We start from the raw sequence: 15,610 nt of genomic DNA on the forward strand, positions 1-15,610 counted from the left end.
AGTGGTGCCAGAGCGGCGGGGGCAGGTCAATGTATTGAAAGGGGGGTGCGCCACATGGTGCAAAAGAACAGGCGAACGGACGTCAGGCGCGGATGCGTCGGCGTCGGGTCATTGCAGCGATATGGCGACTCTTGTTCATAAGTTGCGTTTAGGGGAGATAACGGGGCCTGTCTAGGGGGGTCCAAAGGGTCAGGCAAGGGCCATCAACTGCCCGTGCTCCAGCTTTTACGAAACAGCTGCGGAGAAACCCCAAACTTCTTGCGAAACTTTGCAGCAAGCTGCGTCGTGCTGCCAAACCCCGTTGCGACAGCAATTTCGGAGATGGCGAGATTGGTTTCAATCAATAAGGCGTGCGCACGAGCGACGCGCAGATCAAGGTAATACTGGTTGGGTGACATCCCGACATAGGTTTTGAACAACCGCTCAAGCTGGCGTCTTGAGATATCGATCTGTTCAGATAGTTCCGAAATTTCCATCGGGTCTTCAATATTGGCCTGCATGATCTGTATTGCATTTATCAACCGCTGGTTCCGGCTGCCAATTGCCACGGAAAACACAGATTTTTGTGGGGCTTGCTGACTGCCGCTGCGCCCGTGAATACACATATCGGCCACGATGATCGCAAGATCCTTGCCATGATCCGCCTCGATCAAGCCAAGCATCATGTCTGTCGCGGCACTGCCCCCGCCACAAGTCAACAGCTTGTCGTCCACTTCATAGAGGTTCGGTGTCGGCTCAAGGTCAGGATAATATTCCTGAAAGGCGGGCTGATTTTCCCAGTGCAATGTGAACCTGCGGTTCTTCAGCATGCCGGTTTCAGCCAAGGCGAAGGCCCCGGTACATATGCCACCTACGGTACTGCCAAAGGCGCGCTGACGCCGCAGCCAGTTCAGAGTAACATCACTCGCGGCATCCCGTGGCTCCACCCCTGCGCATACAAATGCATTCGCGCTGGCAGGTAACGGCTCAAGCGCCATGTCTGGGATGATTCTTACCCCGTTAGAGCAACTGATCGGCTCTCCGTCCTCTGTCATCGTGTACCAGCGATAGAGGTTTTTCTTCGTAACCTGATTGGCAATACGCAAAGGTTCCACAGCTGCGCTAAAAGCCAACATTGTCAGTTTAGGCAGCAGCAGAAAGTAAAAATCTTTCGGCGGGGCATCATAGCTGATGTTAAAGCTCGCGGCCCCTTTGGCGATAAACCGATCTTGCGTCATGTGGTAATCCTACTGCAGAACACCTGCACCGTCAGCCGTTAATTAGATCGGCGGGTCGTTCCGGCAAACCCATCTGGCTTGGTACCCGCGACAGTTCATTTGTGGCCATGAAAATGGGGCTCACAATGATCATTTCGCAGCGTTACTCCTACATAATCGTCAAAAAGCAGCACCCGAAATCAATGTAAGAAACACCCGTTTTCTAAAAGCAGGCTCTATCTGGCCTCGTTCAACCTTGGTCAGCACTTCGCCTTTGCGGAACCTTGGACAGCCGATGCCATAGACGTATCGCTTAGAAACTCTCGTTTGCCGCAGTTTCAGGGTTTCAACCTATATCCGCGTTGAAACAGGAACCAAGCAAGATACGTCACAAATGCAACGGCTGACACACAGACCAACATGCCCAGCCATGGTGAAGAATCTGATTGGCCAATCACCCCGTATCTGACACCGTCAATAAGGTAAAATATTGGATTCATGCGAGAAATTATCTGCATGGCAGGAGGCAGGTTTTCGATGGAATAGAAGGTTCCAGACAAGAATGACAAAGGTGTCACGATAAAATTCGTGATTGCCGCCATCTGGTCAAACTTGTTGGCATAGACGCCCGCAAGCACCCCAAGCGCTGCCATGAAGGATCCGCCCAGTACAACGAATATCAGGGCCCAGACAGGGTGTGCGATGCTTATTCCAAGCACCAGGACCATAACAGTCCCAAGGGCCAGCGCCACCATAACACCGCGCAGCAAACCACCTGCAATATAGCCAAGCACAAGTTCCAGTGGGGAAAGCGGTGGCATCAGAGTGTCAACAATATTGCCCTGCACCTTAGCGATCACGATGGACGAAGACGTATTGGCAAATGCGTTTTGGATCACCGTCATCATAAGGATACCGGGCGCGAGAAAATGAAGGAAAGGCACCCCCATCACGTCGCCGCGCCGCGCCCCGATGGCAAGCGTGAAAATCGCAAGGAACAGCCCGGCCGTTACCAATGGTGCAAGCAATGTCTGTGTCCAGACCACCAGAAAACGCTGCACTTCCCGCAAAGCAAGCGTGTAAAGCCCCAGCCAGTTCACCCCACTAAAGCGACGCGATCCCATTTCGTCAAAACTCTGCATGTCCCACCTCTGTGCACCTGTTACAGGCTTTTTTATGCAGCCTGCAACGGGGTCCTTGTATCCTGCTCTCCCATGTATAAAATAGGGGGTCAGTTAATTTCTCTCATGCGGCTGTAAAATATTTTCGGGTCACGCGCCCGTTCGCTGCTTCAAGTAAGGAAACCAGATGTCCTGGACCGAAGATCGCGTCGAAGTTCTGAAGAAGATGTGGGGCGAAGGCCAGTCGGCCAGCCAGATCGCAAAAGAGCTGGGTGGTGTGACCCGCAATGCTGTGATTGGCAAAGTGCATCGCCTTGGTTTGTCGAACCGTGCCGGCACTGCCGCGAAACCAGCAGCCAAGGATAAAGCTGCCGCTAAACCAGCAGCCAAACCTAAAGTGGCTGCAAAACCGTCCGCGCCTGCAAAACCAAGACCAGAAACAACAAGCCCGCTTGCCGCGCACCAAAGCCCTGCGCGCAAAGCCATTATTCCTGCGGGTCAGCCGCTGCCTCCGCAACCCTCTGCCAACGAAATCAGCCCGGAGGCGCTGGCCTCTGTTCGCGAAGTTGAAAAGACCGCGAAGAAATTGTCGTTGATGGAGCTGACAGAACGGACCTGCAAATGGCCAATCGGTGACCCCGCAACAGAGGAGTTCTGGTTCTGTGGCCTCGCCTCGCAACCGGGCAAACCTTACTGCGAAGCCCATGTGGGCGTTGCGTTCCAGCCGATGTCTTCGCGCCGGGACAGACGCCGATAAACTCTCTAAATCTAACAGTACAGGTCCCTTCCCATTTCAGTGGGAAGGGACAATACGGCTTGATTTCAATGGCATGGTTCTTCTTACAGAAGTCCGTTTGGATCGGTGTGCAAGTAATTTGTTGAGTCGATACAATTGGCAGCAAGACGAATGGTTTGCATGTTGTGCTCCGGAAGTTGGGCTAAAATGCGGATTGTTCGTAGTTTGTCCCATGTATGGAGCCGTCTTCAAGCCGAGTGACCGAGAAGGATTCACCATGGAAAAGTAACCTGGAAAAAAGAGTGCCTCTTTCTCCGAAAGTGCCAAAAACACGTCCTGTTTCACCCACAATGTTACCAGCCTGAGTGACTGTCAAATCGCGTCGCTCGTTGCTCGTAAAATCAATTCGCACTCGAATTTGACGGTTTCGAACATTACTCATTCCTTGCGCCTCGAACCACAGGAGTGACCGCTCCAAGTTCCCGTAGCTTGAAAAAACCCAAAACATGCAAACCTCAACTTGTTCTTTCGAGCCAATTCGCCTCCAATCAATGTTTCGTAAGTCAGGTGCATCTTTTTGCCGCTCGTTAGGATTCAAGCACCTTAAAACGTCCGGAAAACGCGCCAATGCGCGCCGATAACGGCGAATAGTCGCTCTGGATTTCGGGTATTGGCTTGTGTCAGGCAATACCTGCCCACGCCACAAAAACGGCGTCGTTTCTATACCAGCAAGTCGAACATAAGGGATTGGACACTCATCTGACAAATCGCAACTCTGCATATGCTTGTTGTCGACTTCCCGTCCGTTTGCTTGAGTAACTCCTAAAACACTTAGTGCAAGAATAAGAGCCGCTTTAAAGCCCATGAATATTTGTGATAGCCATCGGATAGTCCCCTATATAACGGTTTTAATGTTTATTTACATAGCCTTGAATATGCGAAACCCGTTTCGTAAAATCTCCAGACATCGCCAAAATAGGTTCGATGACCCGTCTCATCCTTTACAGAGCTCACAACTGCAATGGCACTCTTGCCATCCACGGGTCTGAGCAAAACGAAAACTCGACTTGAATGGCGTGCTACCGCCTCATTCCTACGTGTGGAGACAGATCCATCGGAGTTTGGTGCTTGGCTAGGAACAGAAGCTTCCAGGCCATAACTTATCGCACCGCAAAAGCTAAACGCACCGTTCGACTCGTCCCTTGTCGGTTCTCCGCAAAACGCATATAGTGTGTGGTGGTTATAGCTAGCTCCTTGCAAGAATGTAGTCACAACCACTCTGTCAGGTATTTCGTCGGCATTTATGTCTGCTTCTATCCACGCCAGTTGGTCATAAAGGATGTCGTGAAAACCCAAGACTGGGACGGCACCACTCAACCTAGGGCCTGCAGTTCGTCGTAAACCAAGATCTTCTTCTAGCTTGGGAACCCAATCAAGCCAGCCAAACTCCGTATAGTTAATGTTGAAGAAGTTATCGTTTTCCATCCAGTGAACAATTTCTAAAGGTGGTTTAAACTCGGTTCCTTCGCAGGCGTTTTGGAAGGTAATCGTTTGTTCTTCCGCACTTGCAACACCGGACAGGCTCAAAGGAACGAAGGCTAGCGTAAACAGCCAAACCCAAAAAAGAATATATCTACCAGCTGTTTTCACGTGAAAATCTACTATAAAAGGTTTCCTGTTACTCTATCTAGAATTGTAGAGAAGGCAATTCGCTCCCGCACGAAATTTTGTGAAAACGGCTAAAAAAATTCACGCACCTCATACCAAAACGTTCTTTGAAGAAGCCAAAATCACCACTGCTCGATTGCTGGCAGTCCCAAGCGTTTATAAGGCTTACTGAACAACCAACAAAACAACGTAATAGTCGGCGAACTCACTACTCCTTCCAACTTCTCGTGGAACGGCAGGATATGGACTTTACCAGTTTGGAAATGTAGGCGCTGCCCGCTCTGCTCGGAAACCCTCGCTAGTTGCCGCCCAGAAGATTACGCAATCCTTGGGTGGCTTCTTCTTGCAGACGACGCTTCAAGGCATCCTCCGCACTTTCACCTTCTTCACGCGTTACACCAAGGCGTTCTTCTGCTTGCTGGCGCAGCCGTTCTTCTGCTTCATCGCGTTCTGCCTCAATCCGCGCCTCGATTGCAGCGCGTTCTTCTGCAAGGTTCTGATCGATCAGCGCCTGAAGATCAGGGCGGAATTTCGGATCAGCCCATGTTCCCGTGATCAGAACGGGTACGGTGATACCGCCTGTTCCGTCTTCGTTGCTAAGCGCAACAGGCGTTACACGGTAGTTCAGGGTTTGCTCGCCTATGCCAACTTGCCCCGCCCCAGTTGCCCGCACCAGCGGCCCCAGAAAAACCAAATCATCATTTGTCAGTACGCCGTTTGCGATCTGGAATGTTGCGTTGATCGAATCAAAAATCGTTTTGCTGCCCTCCCCCTGATAGGAGGCATCAAAGTTTCGCAGCATTCCCACCAGATCGAGGCCCAAAAGCTCGCCCGATCCAATACTGAATGCCCCCTGCCCTGACAGGCTGTGCATAATCGCATCAACTGTGTTCCCAACACCCAGAAATTGCAGGTCAACATCCGCCAGACCAATCAGCCGTTCGTAATCTGCAAGGTCGATTAGCATAGGCTGCATCGCCATGCCCCGCGCACTCAGATCGCCGCCCACCGAAAGACCGTTGCGATTGTTCATTACAAAGCTGCCGGTTACGAGGCCCCGATAGGCATTTATTTCTCTCATTTCGAAAACCAAACGAGACCGATCCAGCGTTGCCAATACCCGCGATGTGCCAAGCTTCAGCGTTCCAAGATCAATGGAGGCCGCCCTGAACGCGATTTGCGCATCAAGCAAACCAAACCCGCTGGCATCGATCATATCCTTAGACCAACCCGTGCCAGAACCGGCGCTGCCAGAGCCGCTGTTGCCGTCTGCACTGGCTGCGAGTGATGAAAAATCAAGGGCTTCAGCAGTAAACTGCGCGTTCAGCTTTGGCCTGTCTCCCGAAAGATCAAGGTCGGCTTCGCCGTTCAACGTGTTCTGATCCAGCTGAATAATTCCATCGCGCAAATGCGCCGTCCCTTCGGCGGTGTAGGTCACTTTTCCAGACAGGCTGGCCTGCTGGCCGAGCCCTTCGGACACATCCGGTACCGTCTGACCGATGGTCGTAAACAGCGCAGCCATGTCTTTCAGATCAGCATCCAACTGCCCGTCAAAGGTAAGTGGTTCATACCCGCCACGGCCAGACAGGCCTATGTTTGAGCCACCACTTTTTGCGGTTACCTCAAACCCAACGATGTCACCTGCAAGAAGGGTGCTGAAATTGCTCACTTCCGCAGAAACCTGATTAACCTGACCGTTCATGCGCGCAGAAAGCTCGATTTGCGAGGTGCCGTTGAAATCCGGCACCCTGAGATCAAGATCCATCTCGGTCAGGACAATGTCAGTTCCACCGCTATGATCAAGGAACCGCAATGAACCACCCGTCGCTAACCCGTGGTCAAGGGTAAACGCAGGAATCCCCCCTGCGCTTTCAGGCACGGCCTGGTCCGTTGCGGCAGGTGTTTCAGACGCAAGCTCAAATTCCCAGTTCGCGCGCCCGTCCTTTGCAACCTCAAGCAGGATATCAGGCGCGATCGCCTCGACCTGATCAATCTTAATATTGCCACTCAGAAGCGACATCAGGTCAACGCCCACGCGCATCCCTTCGGCTTTCAGCATCGGTCCGGCATCAGACCAATCGGCATTGGCAATTTCAATTGGCCCGGTGCGTACGCCCAGTTTTGGGTAGATCGAGGCGCGAACCTCGCCCTCAATTTTCATCGCCCGCCCAGTTGCAGTTTCAAACTCACGCGCGGCGATGGCGGCAATCCGCTCTCCCGGGACAATGAACAAGACGCCTACCAGAAGGGCCACCAGAACAATAAGTGTCAGAATAAAGCGGATAATCCAGCGCACCACAAACCTCCGGGCAGAATGGTTAGTTTGGAATCTAAGGACTTCGCGGGCGAACAACAAGTAGAACGCGACACCCCTTTTGTTGCGCGCAAGGCTCAGCTATATCCCGCGGATGAGCCTGAACCCGCCAAACCTCCGCCCCGACCTCGCCCCAAAGGCGAAGATTGACGCAAATGACCGCGTAGACGTGCGCGACGGTCAGCCGAAAATCGGCATGGTCAGCCTTGGCTGCCCCAAGGCGCTGGTGGACAGTGAGCGCATTCTAACGCGGCTTCGAGCCGAAGGTTACGCGATTTCGCCAGATTACGCCGGGGCCGATGCGGTGATCGTGAACACCTGCGGGTTTCTTGATTCTGCCAAGGCCGAAAGCCTTGAAGCGATTGGCGAGGCGTTGAATGAAAACGGCCGTGTCATCGTGACGGGCTGCCTGGGCGCTGAGGAAGATTATATTCGCGGCACCCACCCAAGCGTGCTGGCGGTGACTGGCCCGCATCAGTACGAACAGGTGCTTGATGCCGTGCATCAGGCGGTGCCGCCCAGCCCTGACCCCTTTATGGACCTGCTGCCGGCACGGGGCATCAGCCTGACCCCGCGCCACTACAGCTATCTGAAAATTTCAGAAGGCTGCAATCACAAGTGCAAGTTCTGCATCATCCCGGATATGCGAGGCAAGCTTGCCAGCCGTCCGGCCCACGCGGTGCTGCGCGAGGCGGAAAAGCTGGTCGAGGCCGGGGTGCGCGAACTGCTGGTGATATCGCAGGATACAAGCGCCTATGGGCTTGACCGGAAATATGACCTGAACCCCTGGAAAGACCGCGAGGTGCGCAGCCATATCACCGACCTTGCGCGCGAACTTGGCGGCATGGACGCATGGATACGCCTGCATTACGTCTACCCCTACCCGCATGTGCGCGACCTTATCCCGCTTATGGCGGATGGGCTGGTGCTGCCCTACCTCGACATCCCGTTTCAACACGCCCACCCTGATGTGCTGCGCCGGATGGCGCGGCCTGCGGCGGGTTCAAAAACGCTGGATGAAATCGCGGCGTGGCGGAATGTCTGCCCCGATATCACGCTGCGCTCGACCTTCATCGTTGGCTACCCCGGCGAGACGGAGGAAGAGTTCCAGACATTGCTCGACTGGCTGGATGAAGCGCAGCTCGACCGGGTTGGATGTTTTAAATACGAGAACGTCGATGGCGCGCGGTCAAACGCGCTGCCGGACCATGTGGCCGAAGAGGTGAAAGAAGAGCGCTGGCATCGGTTTATGGAAAGAAGTCAGGCGATTTCGGCGGCAAAACTAGCCGCAAAGGTTGGCTCGCGGCTGGAGGTAATTGTCGACGAAGTGGACGATGAAGCCGCCACATGCCGCACAAAAGCCGACGCACCAGAGATCGACGGCAACCTGTTCATCGATGAAGGGTTTGAGGAGTTGAAGCCGGGGGATATCGTTCGCGTTGAAGTTGATGAGGCGAGTGAGTATGATTTGTGGGGTCGGGTTGTTTGAATCTAACTTGGTACCATCTCGAATTTTTGAGACACCTAGATAACCTTTCAACTCCATTCCTTTTAATCGGTGGTCAAGCCAGATCGCACTATCTTGGTACGACTTCTCGTGATCTTGACATCTGGATGCCCACAGATAACTCACAAAACTCGACTGTTAAGAGCGCGCTTGAGAAGTGGTCTTCACGATTTTCCAACCGCACCGCGCGACCCATTGCACAGCCATTTTGTTTGACGGAAAAAACACAGATCATGTTTCCCGACACAGATGTGTCAGTTATAGATGACAAGAACCAATTGTTAAGAATCAACGAACAGACAAAAATAGACATACTATTTTCGCTAGAACCACTTTCGTTTGAAACTTCGCTATCAAATTGCGAGTGGATCAATGTTAATGGACTTCAAGTACCAATCCTCTCACAAGCCGATTTACTGAAAGTAGAAAAATGATCTGACACAGTCAGAGCATAGGCCCGCCCCCGTGGGGGGCGTGGGCGGGCCTTGGGCTACTTTGAAGCTAGGTGGGGCGTTTGGCCGGGTATGCTTAGCCCGTCCTGTTTTCCAGATAGTGCCGTACCGCCTCCTGCACGTGGCGAAAGCGATCTCCGCCCAGATGCTTGCCTCCGTACCAGCGGGTGACGACGATGATGTGGTTTTGCAGGCCCTCACGCTCCAGCATCCGCAGAATAATCATCCCGGAGCCGGATTCTCCGTCATCGTTTTTTAGCGGGGTGTCCCCCAGCAGCACGGCCCATGTGTTATGGGTCGCCTTCGCGAATTTCTTTTGCTTGCAAAGTTGCTTGATAAAATCCTGCGCCTCGGCGCGCGACGCAACGGGGCCACCCGACACCGCGTATTTTGAGCCACGGTCGGTCAGGATATTGTCGAAAATCTGCATATCCCTCCCCTACCCCGAAAGGGCCGGAATGGCGAGGGTCAGTCTTTCTTGCTCAGCTCTTCAAACAGCGCCTTGTTGCGGCAATAGCTTGGGGTCTCGTCGGCCCCGTCCTTATGCGCCTCTAGCCATTGTTCACAGTCTGCCGGATCATCGCAGGCCATGCAGCGCTGCACGGTGTTGCGCAAATCTTCCGGGCGCAGCTCTCCGCGTTGCAGTTTTTCGTCGATATCAACGCCAAGCGTGTCGGCCATACGGCCCGCAAGCCCTGCGTGACGGTCGTATTTTGAAAAAATACTCATGTATCCGTTCCCTTCCAGGAAAACAGAAACAGAGCGGCGCAAGACGCGCCTTGATCAAGATCAAGTGCGGTTCAGAGCCCCGCAGCCGTGCGGCGGACAACTTCCATGCGCTGCGCATTTGGCGGATGCGAGCCGAGGAAGCGGTTGCCGGGGTCCGGAATGCGGTTGAAATACTGTGCACCGCGCAACGGATTATACCCCGCGCGCGCCGTAATGCGGGTGCCAAGGCTGTCGGCCTCAAGCTCAAAATCTTTTGAGTAACGGCGTGCGCCAACAGTAGCGCCAAGGTCCTGCCCGGACTTCACGTCAGCCCCCAGAACCGCAGCCGCTATTCCGCCAATGATCATGCCGCCCAGCGCGGATTGCTGCGTGCGCGGAATGTGACCCGCGATGTGGTGTGCGGTTTCATGACCCATGACAAAGGCCAGTTCGTCCTGATTTTGCGCCTCTGCAATCAGCGCGACGGTGAACGCGACAACGGGCCGGCCGCTACGATCAAGCGTCTGAAAAGCATTTGGTGGCTGGTTTGGCCTGTTGTCGACCACGATCTTGAAATCACAGTTCACGCCTTGCGTTCTTTGGCGGCAAATTTGCTCGGCGACAGGTTCAACCCGGCGCACAACAGCCGTGAAATTACGGGCGGCTGTCGCGCTGTCCAGCCGCGCGACCTTGGGTTGCTGTTGAGGCGGTGCTTGGGTTCTTGGGGTCGAGCTTGTTGTGACTTCACATCCGGCCAACGCCAAGGCGGTTAGCGGGATCAGGGCGAACATTCGTAAATTGACACTCATCATACGTGCAACCTTATCAAAGGATGCGATCAATTAAAGCCCAAATTACGGATACGTCCGCTTGCAAAAGTGCCGGTAAAGTCTAGGCTGATCACATGTTTACAATAGAGCACGAATTTGATGCCACGGTGATCACGCTTGTTGATGAGCCGGGCAGCCATTTGCAGGAAGATGTTACAATTCAGGCATTTGAGGACTGCGTGACAATCGAACAACTTGATACAAGGACAGACAAGGTGCAGAAAATAACCCTGTCCCAGTCGATGTTGCATGATCTTGCAGCCGCGCTTGATTTGCCAGAAGGCGTGTATCGGTTGCACCGCGCAGAGGATTCTTGAAAACACCGCTTAGTCGCTGATCTGAAACACCTTGTCGCGCGCGGTCGCGCCACGGATCAGGATCAAACGTGTTTTCGGCACGCCCAGCGCCTTGGAAAGCAGTTTCTGCACCATTGCGGTTGCTTTACCACCTTCCGGCACGGTCGTTACGTAAACCCGCAATGCACCGCCCTCTTCCACCACGCGGTTGCGCGAGGCATTGGGTGTGACCCGCACGGAAATTTCCGTACCGGGACGTGCAAGATGTGTCAGGTCTGGGTCCGCCATATTCTGCCTCTGGTAAACCTGTGCAACGCTGGTCTAATCTGCCCCAGATAACGGGAAAGGGCAGCAGATGACCACGGGTTTCTTTTGGGATGAGCGCACGTTCTGGCATGGAGGGGGCAACTATGCGTCAATGGCCCCGGTTGGCGGGCTGGTTCAGCCTATGGGGGCGGGTGGCCTGCCGGAAAACCCGGAAACAAAGCGGCGTCTTGTCAACCTGTTGCGTGCCTCTGGACTGTGGGAAGAACTGCACACCCAAGGTGCACCAGAGGCAACGCATGAAGATTTGCTGCGTGTCCACCCCGAACACTATCTGACCGAATTCAAGAAACTCTCTGACGCTGGCGGTGGCGAACTGGGGTTGCGTACACCCTTTGGCCCCGGTGGCTATGAAATGGCGGCACTTTCTGCGGGGTTATCAAAAGCAGCTTTGTGTTCAGTGCTTAAGGGAGAGGTTGAAAACTCTTACGCGCTTTCCCGCCCGCCCGGGCACCATTGTTTGCCGGATTTTCCGAACGGGTTTTGCCTGATGGCAAATCTCGCGATTGCGATTGAGGCCGCTTTTGCCGAAAAGCTATGCGGGCGCGTTGCCGTCATTGACTGGGACGTGCACCACGGCAACGGAACCGAGGCGATTTACTATGAACGAGACAATGTTCTGGCAATCTCGCTTCATCAGGAACGCAACTATCCGCAGGACACGGGGTTTGTTGCGGATCGTGGGGAAGGTGCAGGCAAGGGCTGTAACATAAACATACCGCTGCCACCGGGAGGCGGGCACGTGATGTATCTGGAAGCGATGGATCGCATTGTTATGCCAGCACTTTACCAGTTCAAACCCGATGTCATCGTCATCGCCAATGGATATGACGCAAGCGCGCTTGATATGCTGAGCAGGATGCTGGCGACCGCCAATACCTTTGCGCAGATGACGACACGGGTGAAACAGGCTGCAAACGATCTATGTAATGGGCGATTGATGATGGCGCATGAAGGCGGTTACAGCGAGCTTTACGTACCTTTCTGTGGCCACGCTGTCCTGTCAGAGATGTCGGGGAGCAAGATTGAGGCCCCTGACCCCCTGCTTTCGCGCGTGAACGGACAACAACCCTCAGAACGACTGAATGCATTTTACAGCGAGCTCCTGGCGGAGATGCAGGAATTCTTTTCCTGAGCCTTGTTGATCACCCCCAAAGAACGCATAGGTCATTGCGAAAAGACGGAGAGAACATGCCAGCCCCAAATGCCGCAGCAATGGAATTTCTGCTGACCCGCCGTTCGCGCCCAGCGAAAACACTTACCGGGCCCGCACCAGACCACGAGGCACTGATGCCAATCTTGTCAGCGGGCGCCCGTACACCTGACCACGGAAAGCTGGAACCATGGCGATTTATCGTTTTGGAGGGCACAGCACTTACGCGTCTCGCCGCGCTTGTTGAAGCCCGCGGGGTGGTGCTTGCGCTTGAAACAGACAAGATCGACAAAATGTACCGGCAGTTTGCTGATGCCGATCTGGCGGTTGCGGTGATATCCGCGCCAAAGCCGTCAGACAAGGTGCCGGAGATTGAACAGGTTTTATCTGCCGGGGCGGTATGTCTTTCGATGCTGAATGCCGCGCTGGCCTCTGGCTGGGGGGCGAACTGGCTAACGGGCTGGGCGGCGCATGACTGCGTTTTTCTGCGCGATGGGCTTGGCCTGTCAGAAACAGAAAGCATTGCAGGTTTCATTCACATCGGAACAGAAACCAATGCCCCGCCTGAACGACCCCGCCCTGATGTCGGCGCTATTACAGAATGGGTCGGCGCGTGATTTTTTCTGATTTTTTAAAAGCCCTTACTCAGCTTAGTGACAAGCGGTTCCGCCGTGTACTTTGGATGGGGATTGGCCTGACAATTGCCCTTCTGTTTGGTGTCTACGCTGTTTTTCTGGGTGGCTTAAATTGGCTGACACCAGATGAACTCACGCTTCCGTGGATTGGCGAAATCACCTGGGTTGATGATCTGCTGTCCTGGGCCTCTGTCTTTCTGATGATCGGGTTTTCAGTCTTTTTGATGGTGCCGGTCGCTTCGGCATTTACCGGGTTTTTCCTTGAAGATGTGGCGCAGGCGGTAGAGGACAAGCACTTTCCGTACCTGCAGCCTGCTCCCCGCATCCCGTTTAGTGAGAGCGTGCAGGACAGCCTAAATTTCCTCGCATTGCTTGTCGTTGCGAACATCTTAGCGCTATTCGTCTATGCAGCTTTTAATATCTTCGCGCCCCTGATTTTTTGGGCCCTGAACGGGTTTTTACTTGGGCGAGAGTATTTTCAATTGGTTGCCATGCGCAGGATTGGACGTGCTGATGCAAAAAAATTGCGCCGACGTCACATCGGGCAAATCTGGCTCGCAGGCGCACTGATGGCGGTGCCACTGTCCGTTCCGTTTGTGAATTTTCTCATACCTGTGCTAGGTGCCGCGACTTTCACCCATTTGTTTCACCGATTACAGGCGCAGGCCCCATCCGGTTAAACCAGTCGATATCGCGCACTGTGATCTTACCACTGAAGAGGATACCGGCAATAACAACCCAAAGCACACTGGCGATAGCCGTTGTTATCTTTGCCTTTTTCCCGATCTGCGGGTTATGAGGGGCACCCGCGTGTGTTCCGGGCACAATTTCACCCACGTCATCCTGTGTTTTAAGACGGATCGGCAAAACGCAGAGCATCACCAGAAACCAAAGGACGGCAAACAGAACGATCGCTGAGGTGATGGACATCAGACCTGTTCCAGTTCAACCAAACAGCCGTTGAAATCTTTTGGATGCAGGAAAATCACCGGTTTTCCATGCGCGCCGATTTTTGGCTCTCCGGTGCCCAAGACGCGCGCACCCTCGGATTGCAGGTGGTCCCGGGCGGCAAGGATATCTTCGACCTCATAGCAGATGTGGTGAATACCGCCTGAGGGATTTTTCTCCAGAAACCCAGCAATCGGGCTGTTGTCGCCCAGTGGATAGAGCAGTTCTATCTTGGTGTTGGGAAGCTCTATGAATACGACGGTTACGCCATGGTCCGGTTCATCCTGAGGTGCGCCGACATTGGCGCCAAGCGCACCCCGATACTGCGCGCAGGCTGCCTCCAGATCTGGGACCGCGATGGCAACATGGTTAAGACGTCCAATCATTTTGAGCACTCCTTAGAAAGCGGATGCGGGGGTTATGGCCGCTGCAAACACTGCGTGCAAGCGGCGGTTGGACGCAGTGCCGTAGCCTGCATTAACGGGCTGTTCACGCAAAACCCGTTCTAATCCGACTCAGAAAGCTGAAACTGGGGAAAAAAGATGGATAGCTATGATACCTTTATGATGACTCGTGTACCAACAGCCGAACGTCCGCTGATGGGGCTTACGGTACTTGTTGTTGAAGACAGCCGATTTGCGAGCGAGGCGATGCGCCTGTTGTGTTTGCGCAGCGGGGCCCGCATCCGACGTGCTGATTGCCTTAAATCAGCGCGCCGCCACCTTGGGGTTTATCGGCCCTCAGTGGTTATTGTTGATCTTGGTTTGCCGGACGGGTCTGGCGCAGATCTGATACAAGAGCTGCACACAGGTGCAGCACGCGTTGACGTGATTTTAGCCACAAGCGGCGATGATGGTCTTGAAGATGCGGCACTGGCCGCAGGTGCCGATGGGTTTATAGCAAAACCAATAGAAAGCCTGGCTGTCTTTCAGTCTATTGTCCTGGCAAACCTGCCCGGCGGTATGCGCCCGACCGGGCCACGCCTTTTACCCGATGCGGAAATCAGGCCTGATCCAATCGCTTTCCGAGACGATTTGATTAGCATCACTCGCAAACTGAGCGACAAAGCCGACAAGAGCACCCTAGACTATGTTGCGCAATTCCTTTCCGGAGTTGCACGAAGCGCCCACGACAGAGCCCTTGAAACAGCCGCAGGAGCACTTGCCAGAGACTGTGCCAAAGGCAACCCTCGGTGTTCTGACATTGCGCGATTGGCCGGAATTGTTCAGGAGCGACTGGAAAGAACTGCGTGTATTTGAAAAACAGCAAATTTTGAAAACGGCGGCTGACTACACCAACGGGCATTCTCGCCGTTTTCAAAAATGAATTAAGATATTGTTTTAAAGTTATTTTTCACTTTTCGCAGCACATAGAGCGCTAAAACCAACGTTCCTGCCTAAGAGCTTTCCATGCGGGGGTCGGGTTTTGCTACAGCTTTTCCCAAATCTTGCCACATTCACAATTCAAACTCCTTGTAGTGAAAAGCCAAAACTGATGAGCGAAAAGCAAGGCAATCTGACATGGAAACGATTTTTGATCTATTCGTGAGCGACGAAAACGGCAGCACAGCAGTCGACTGGCTCGTGTTGATTACCGGCGTTATGGCATTGTCCTTCGCAGTCATGTCAACCCTTGGCAAAGAAAACACCGTCTTGGCTTCAGAGACATCAGGCCCTCAAACCAATGTTGTTTCGAACGGATCACAAAGCTGATCTGAAACGA

General features: G+C 53.7%; 18 protein-coding genes. 8 read left to right on the forward strand and 10 right to left on the reverse strand.

The features are described 5' to 3' along the window. Positions 1 to 203 precede the first annotated feature (203 nt). Both J4E70_RS09315 and J4E70_RS09320 read right to left on the reverse strand, forming a co-directional pair. Positions 204 to 1,217 carry a GlxA family transcriptional regulator gene (locus J4E70_RS09315; protein ID WP_213888833.1) on the reverse strand — a complete coding sequence of 338 codons (1,014 nt, stop codon included), beginning with the start codon at positions 1,215 to 1,217 and terminating at the stop codon, positions 204 to 206. Positions 1,218 to 1,534: 317 nt separating this feature from the next. Further along, positions 1,535 to 2,338 carry an ABC transporter permease gene (locus J4E70_RS09320; protein WP_213888834.1) on the reverse strand — a complete coding sequence of 268 codons (804 nt, stop codon included), beginning with the start codon at positions 2,336 to 2,338 and terminating at the stop codon, positions 1,535 to 1,537. 166 nt (positions 2,339 to 2,504) lie between these two features. On the opposite strand from J4E70_RS09320, the gene J4E70_RS09325 reads away from it, so the two are divergent. Beyond that, positions 2,505 to 3,074, forward strand: a complete 570-nt coding sequence (locus tag J4E70_RS09325; RefSeq protein WP_213888835.1) for a GcrA family cell cycle regulator — start codon at positions 2,505 to 2,507, stop codon at positions 3,072 to 3,074. Positions 3,075 to 3,968: 894 nt separating this feature from the next. On the opposite strand, the gene J4E70_RS09330 is transcribed toward J4E70_RS09325, so the two are convergent. Further along, positions 3,969 to 4,703: a hypothetical protein gene (locus tag J4E70_RS09330; protein WP_213888836.1), complete on the reverse strand. Its 735-nt coding sequence runs from the start codon at positions 4,701 to 4,703 to the stop codon at positions 3,969 to 3,971. Positions 4,704 to 5,019: 316 nt separating this feature from the next. Continuing rightward, positions 5,020 to 7,017, reverse strand: a complete 1,998-nt coding sequence (locus J4E70_RS09335; protein WP_213888837.1) for an AsmA family protein — start codon at positions 7,015 to 7,017, stop codon at positions 5,020 to 5,022. Between the two features lie 112 nt (positions 7,018 to 7,129). Here J4E70_RS09335 and rimO point away from each other — a divergent pair, with 112 nt between their 5' ends. Further along, positions 7,130 to 8,524 (forward strand): 30S ribosomal protein S12 methylthiotransferase RimO, encoded by a 1,395-nt coding sequence (rimO, locus tag J4E70_RS09340; RefSeq protein WP_213888838.1) that lies wholly within the window; start codon positions 7,130 to 7,132, stop codon positions 8,522 to 8,524. A gap of 546 nt (positions 8,525 to 9,070) precedes the next feature. Here rimO and J4E70_RS09345 read toward each other — a convergent pair. The 3 genes from J4E70_RS09345 to J4E70_RS09355 form a co-directional block, all read right to left on the reverse strand. Further along, on the reverse strand, positions 9,071 to 9,424 hold the full coding sequence (locus tag J4E70_RS09345; RefSeq protein ID WP_213888839.1) for a YigZ family protein: 354 nt from the start codon (positions 9,422 to 9,424) through the stop codon (positions 9,071 to 9,073). 38 nt (positions 9,425 to 9,462) lie between these two features. Next, complete coding sequence (locus J4E70_RS09350) at positions 9,463 to 9,723, reverse strand: DUF6455 family protein (protein WP_213888840.1); 261 nt, start codon at positions 9,721 to 9,723, stop codon at positions 9,463 to 9,465. Between the two features lie 71 nt (positions 9,724 to 9,794). Further along, positions 9,795 to 10,514, reverse strand: coding sequence for a M48 family metallopeptidase (locus tag J4E70_RS09355; protein ID WP_246531684.1), 720 nt, complete (start codon positions 10,512 to 10,514; stop codon positions 9,795 to 9,797). A 92-nt stretch (positions 10,515 to 10,606) separates the two neighbouring features. Here J4E70_RS09355 and J4E70_RS09360 point away from each other — a divergent pair, with 92 nt between their 5' ends. Further along, positions 10,607 to 10,849, forward strand: a complete 243-nt coding sequence (locus J4E70_RS09360) for a hypothetical protein (protein WP_213888841.1) — start codon at positions 10,607 to 10,609, stop codon at positions 10,847 to 10,849. Positions 10,850 to 10,858: 9 nt separating this feature from the next. Here J4E70_RS09360 and J4E70_RS09365 read toward each other — a convergent pair whose 3' ends face one another. Then, positions 10,859 to 11,116, reverse strand: coding sequence for a DUF167 domain-containing protein (locus J4E70_RS09365; RefSeq protein WP_213888842.1), 258 nt, complete (start codon positions 11,114 to 11,116; stop codon positions 10,859 to 10,861). Between the two features lie 67 nt (positions 11,117 to 11,183). Here J4E70_RS09365 and J4E70_RS09370 point away from each other — a divergent pair, with 67 nt between their 5' ends. Genes J4E70_RS09370 through J4E70_RS09380 form a run of 3 tightly spaced genes read left to right on the forward strand, consistent with a single transcriptional unit; the run spans position 11,184 to position 13,620 of the window. Beyond that, the gene (locus J4E70_RS09370) at positions 11,184 to 12,287 is read left to right on the forward strand and encodes a class II histone deacetylase (RefSeq protein WP_213888843.1); all 1,104 of its coding nucleotides are present in this window, start codon (positions 11,184 to 11,186) and stop codon (positions 12,285 to 12,287) included. A 56-nt stretch (positions 12,288 to 12,343) separates the two neighbouring features. Continuing rightward, entirely contained in the window at positions 12,344 to 12,922 is a 579-nt protein-coding gene (locus tag J4E70_RS09375; protein ID WP_213888844.1) for a nitroreductase family protein, read from the forward strand. Further along, on the forward strand, positions 12,919 to 13,620 hold the full coding sequence (locus tag J4E70_RS09380) for an EI24 domain-containing protein (RefSeq protein WP_213888845.1): 702 nt from the start codon (positions 12,919 to 12,921) through the stop codon (positions 13,618 to 13,620). Before J4E70_RS09375 ends, J4E70_RS09380 begins: the two co-directional genes overlap by 4 nt. On the opposite strand, the gene J4E70_RS09385 is transcribed toward J4E70_RS09380, so the two are convergent. Both J4E70_RS09385 and mce read right to left on the reverse strand, forming a co-directional pair. Further along, positions 13,574 to 13,870 carry a DUF1467 family protein gene (locus J4E70_RS09385; protein WP_213888846.1) on the reverse strand — a complete coding sequence of 99 codons (297 nt, stop codon included), beginning with the start codon at positions 13,868 to 13,870 and terminating at the stop codon, positions 13,574 to 13,576. The genes J4E70_RS09380 and J4E70_RS09385 overlap by 47 nt on opposite strands. Next, entirely contained in the window at positions 13,870 to 14,274 is a 405-nt protein-coding gene (mce, locus tag J4E70_RS09390; protein WP_213888847.1) for a methylmalonyl-CoA epimerase, read from the reverse strand. The genes J4E70_RS09385 and mce overlap by 1 nt, the downstream gene beginning before the upstream one ends. Before the next feature lie 156 nt (positions 14,275 to 14,430). Between mce and J4E70_RS09395 the strand changes: the two genes are divergently transcribed. Then, complete coding sequence (locus tag J4E70_RS09395) at positions 14,431 to 15,147, forward strand: response regulator (RefSeq protein ID WP_213888848.1); 717 nt, start codon at positions 14,431 to 14,433, stop codon at positions 15,145 to 15,147. 261 nt (positions 15,148 to 15,408) lie between these two features. Next, on the forward strand, positions 15,409 to 15,600 hold the full coding sequence (locus tag J4E70_RS09400) for a hypothetical protein (protein ID WP_213888849.1): 192 nt from the start codon (positions 15,409 to 15,411) through the stop codon (positions 15,598 to 15,600). Positions 15,601 to 15,610 lie beyond the last annotated feature (10 nt).

The sequence above is a fragment of the Pseudohalocynthiibacter aestuariivivens genome (assembly GCF_018457175.1).
GTDB classification, from domain to species: Bacteria; Pseudomonadota; Alphaproteobacteria; order Rhodobacterales; family Rhodobacteraceae; genus Pseudohalocynthiibacter; species Pseudohalocynthiibacter aestuariivivens.

Excerpts from the sequence above, each read along its gene's own strand:
- J4E70_RS09315 (WP_213888833.1), bottom strand. The coding sequence starts at position 1,217 with ATGACGCAAGATCGGTTTATCGCCAAAGGGGCCGCGAGCTTTAACATC.
- J4E70_RS09320 (WP_213888834.1), bottom strand. The coding sequence starts at position 2,338 with ATGCAGAGTTTTGACGAAATGGGATCGCGTCGCTTTAGTGGGGTGAAC.
- J4E70_RS09325 (WP_213888835.1), top strand. The coding sequence starts at position 2,505 with ATGTCCTGGACCGAAGATCGCGTCGAAGTTCTGAAGAAGATGTGGGGC.
- rimO (WP_213888838.1), top strand. The coding sequence starts at position 7,130 with ATGAGCCTGAACCCGCCAAACCTCCGCCCCGACCTCGCCCCAAAGGCG.
- J4E70_RS09345 (WP_213888839.1), bottom strand. The coding sequence starts at position 9,424 with ATGCAGATTTTCGACAATATCCTGACCGACCGTGGCTCAAAATACGCG.
- J4E70_RS09350 (WP_213888840.1), bottom strand. The coding sequence starts at position 9,723 with ATGAGTATTTTTTCAAAATACGACCGTCACGCAGGGCTTGCGGGCCGT.
- J4E70_RS09355 (WP_246531684.1), bottom strand. The coding sequence starts at position 10,514 with ATGATGAGTGTCAATTTACGAATGTTCGCCCTGATCCCGCTAACCGCC.
- J4E70_RS09360 (WP_213888841.1), top strand. The coding sequence starts at position 10,607 with ATGTTTACAATAGAGCACGAATTTGATGCCACGGTGATCACGCTTGTT.
- J4E70_RS09365 (WP_213888842.1), bottom strand. The coding sequence starts at position 11,116 with ATGGCGGACCCAGACCTGACACATCTTGCACGTCCCGGTACGGAAATT.
- J4E70_RS09370 (WP_213888843.1), top strand. The coding sequence starts at position 11,184 with ATGACCACGGGTTTCTTTTGGGATGAGCGCACGTTCTGGCATGGAGGG.
- J4E70_RS09375 (WP_213888844.1), top strand. The coding sequence starts at position 12,344 with ATGCCAGCCCCAAATGCCGCAGCAATGGAATTTCTGCTGACCCGCCGT.
- J4E70_RS09385 (WP_213888846.1), bottom strand. The coding sequence starts at position 13,870 with ATGTCCATCACCTCAGCGATCGTTCTGTTTGCCGTCCTTTGGTTTCTG.
- mce (WP_213888847.1), bottom strand. The coding sequence starts at position 14,274 with ATGATTGGACGTCTTAACCATGTTGCCATCGCGGTCCCAGATCTGGAG.
- J4E70_RS09395 (WP_213888848.1), top strand. The coding sequence starts at position 14,431 with ATGGATAGCTATGATACCTTTATGATGACTCGTGTACCAACAGCCGAA.
- J4E70_RS09400 (WP_213888849.1), top strand. The coding sequence starts at position 15,409 with ATGGAAACGATTTTTGATCTATTCGTGAGCGACGAAAACGGCAGCACA.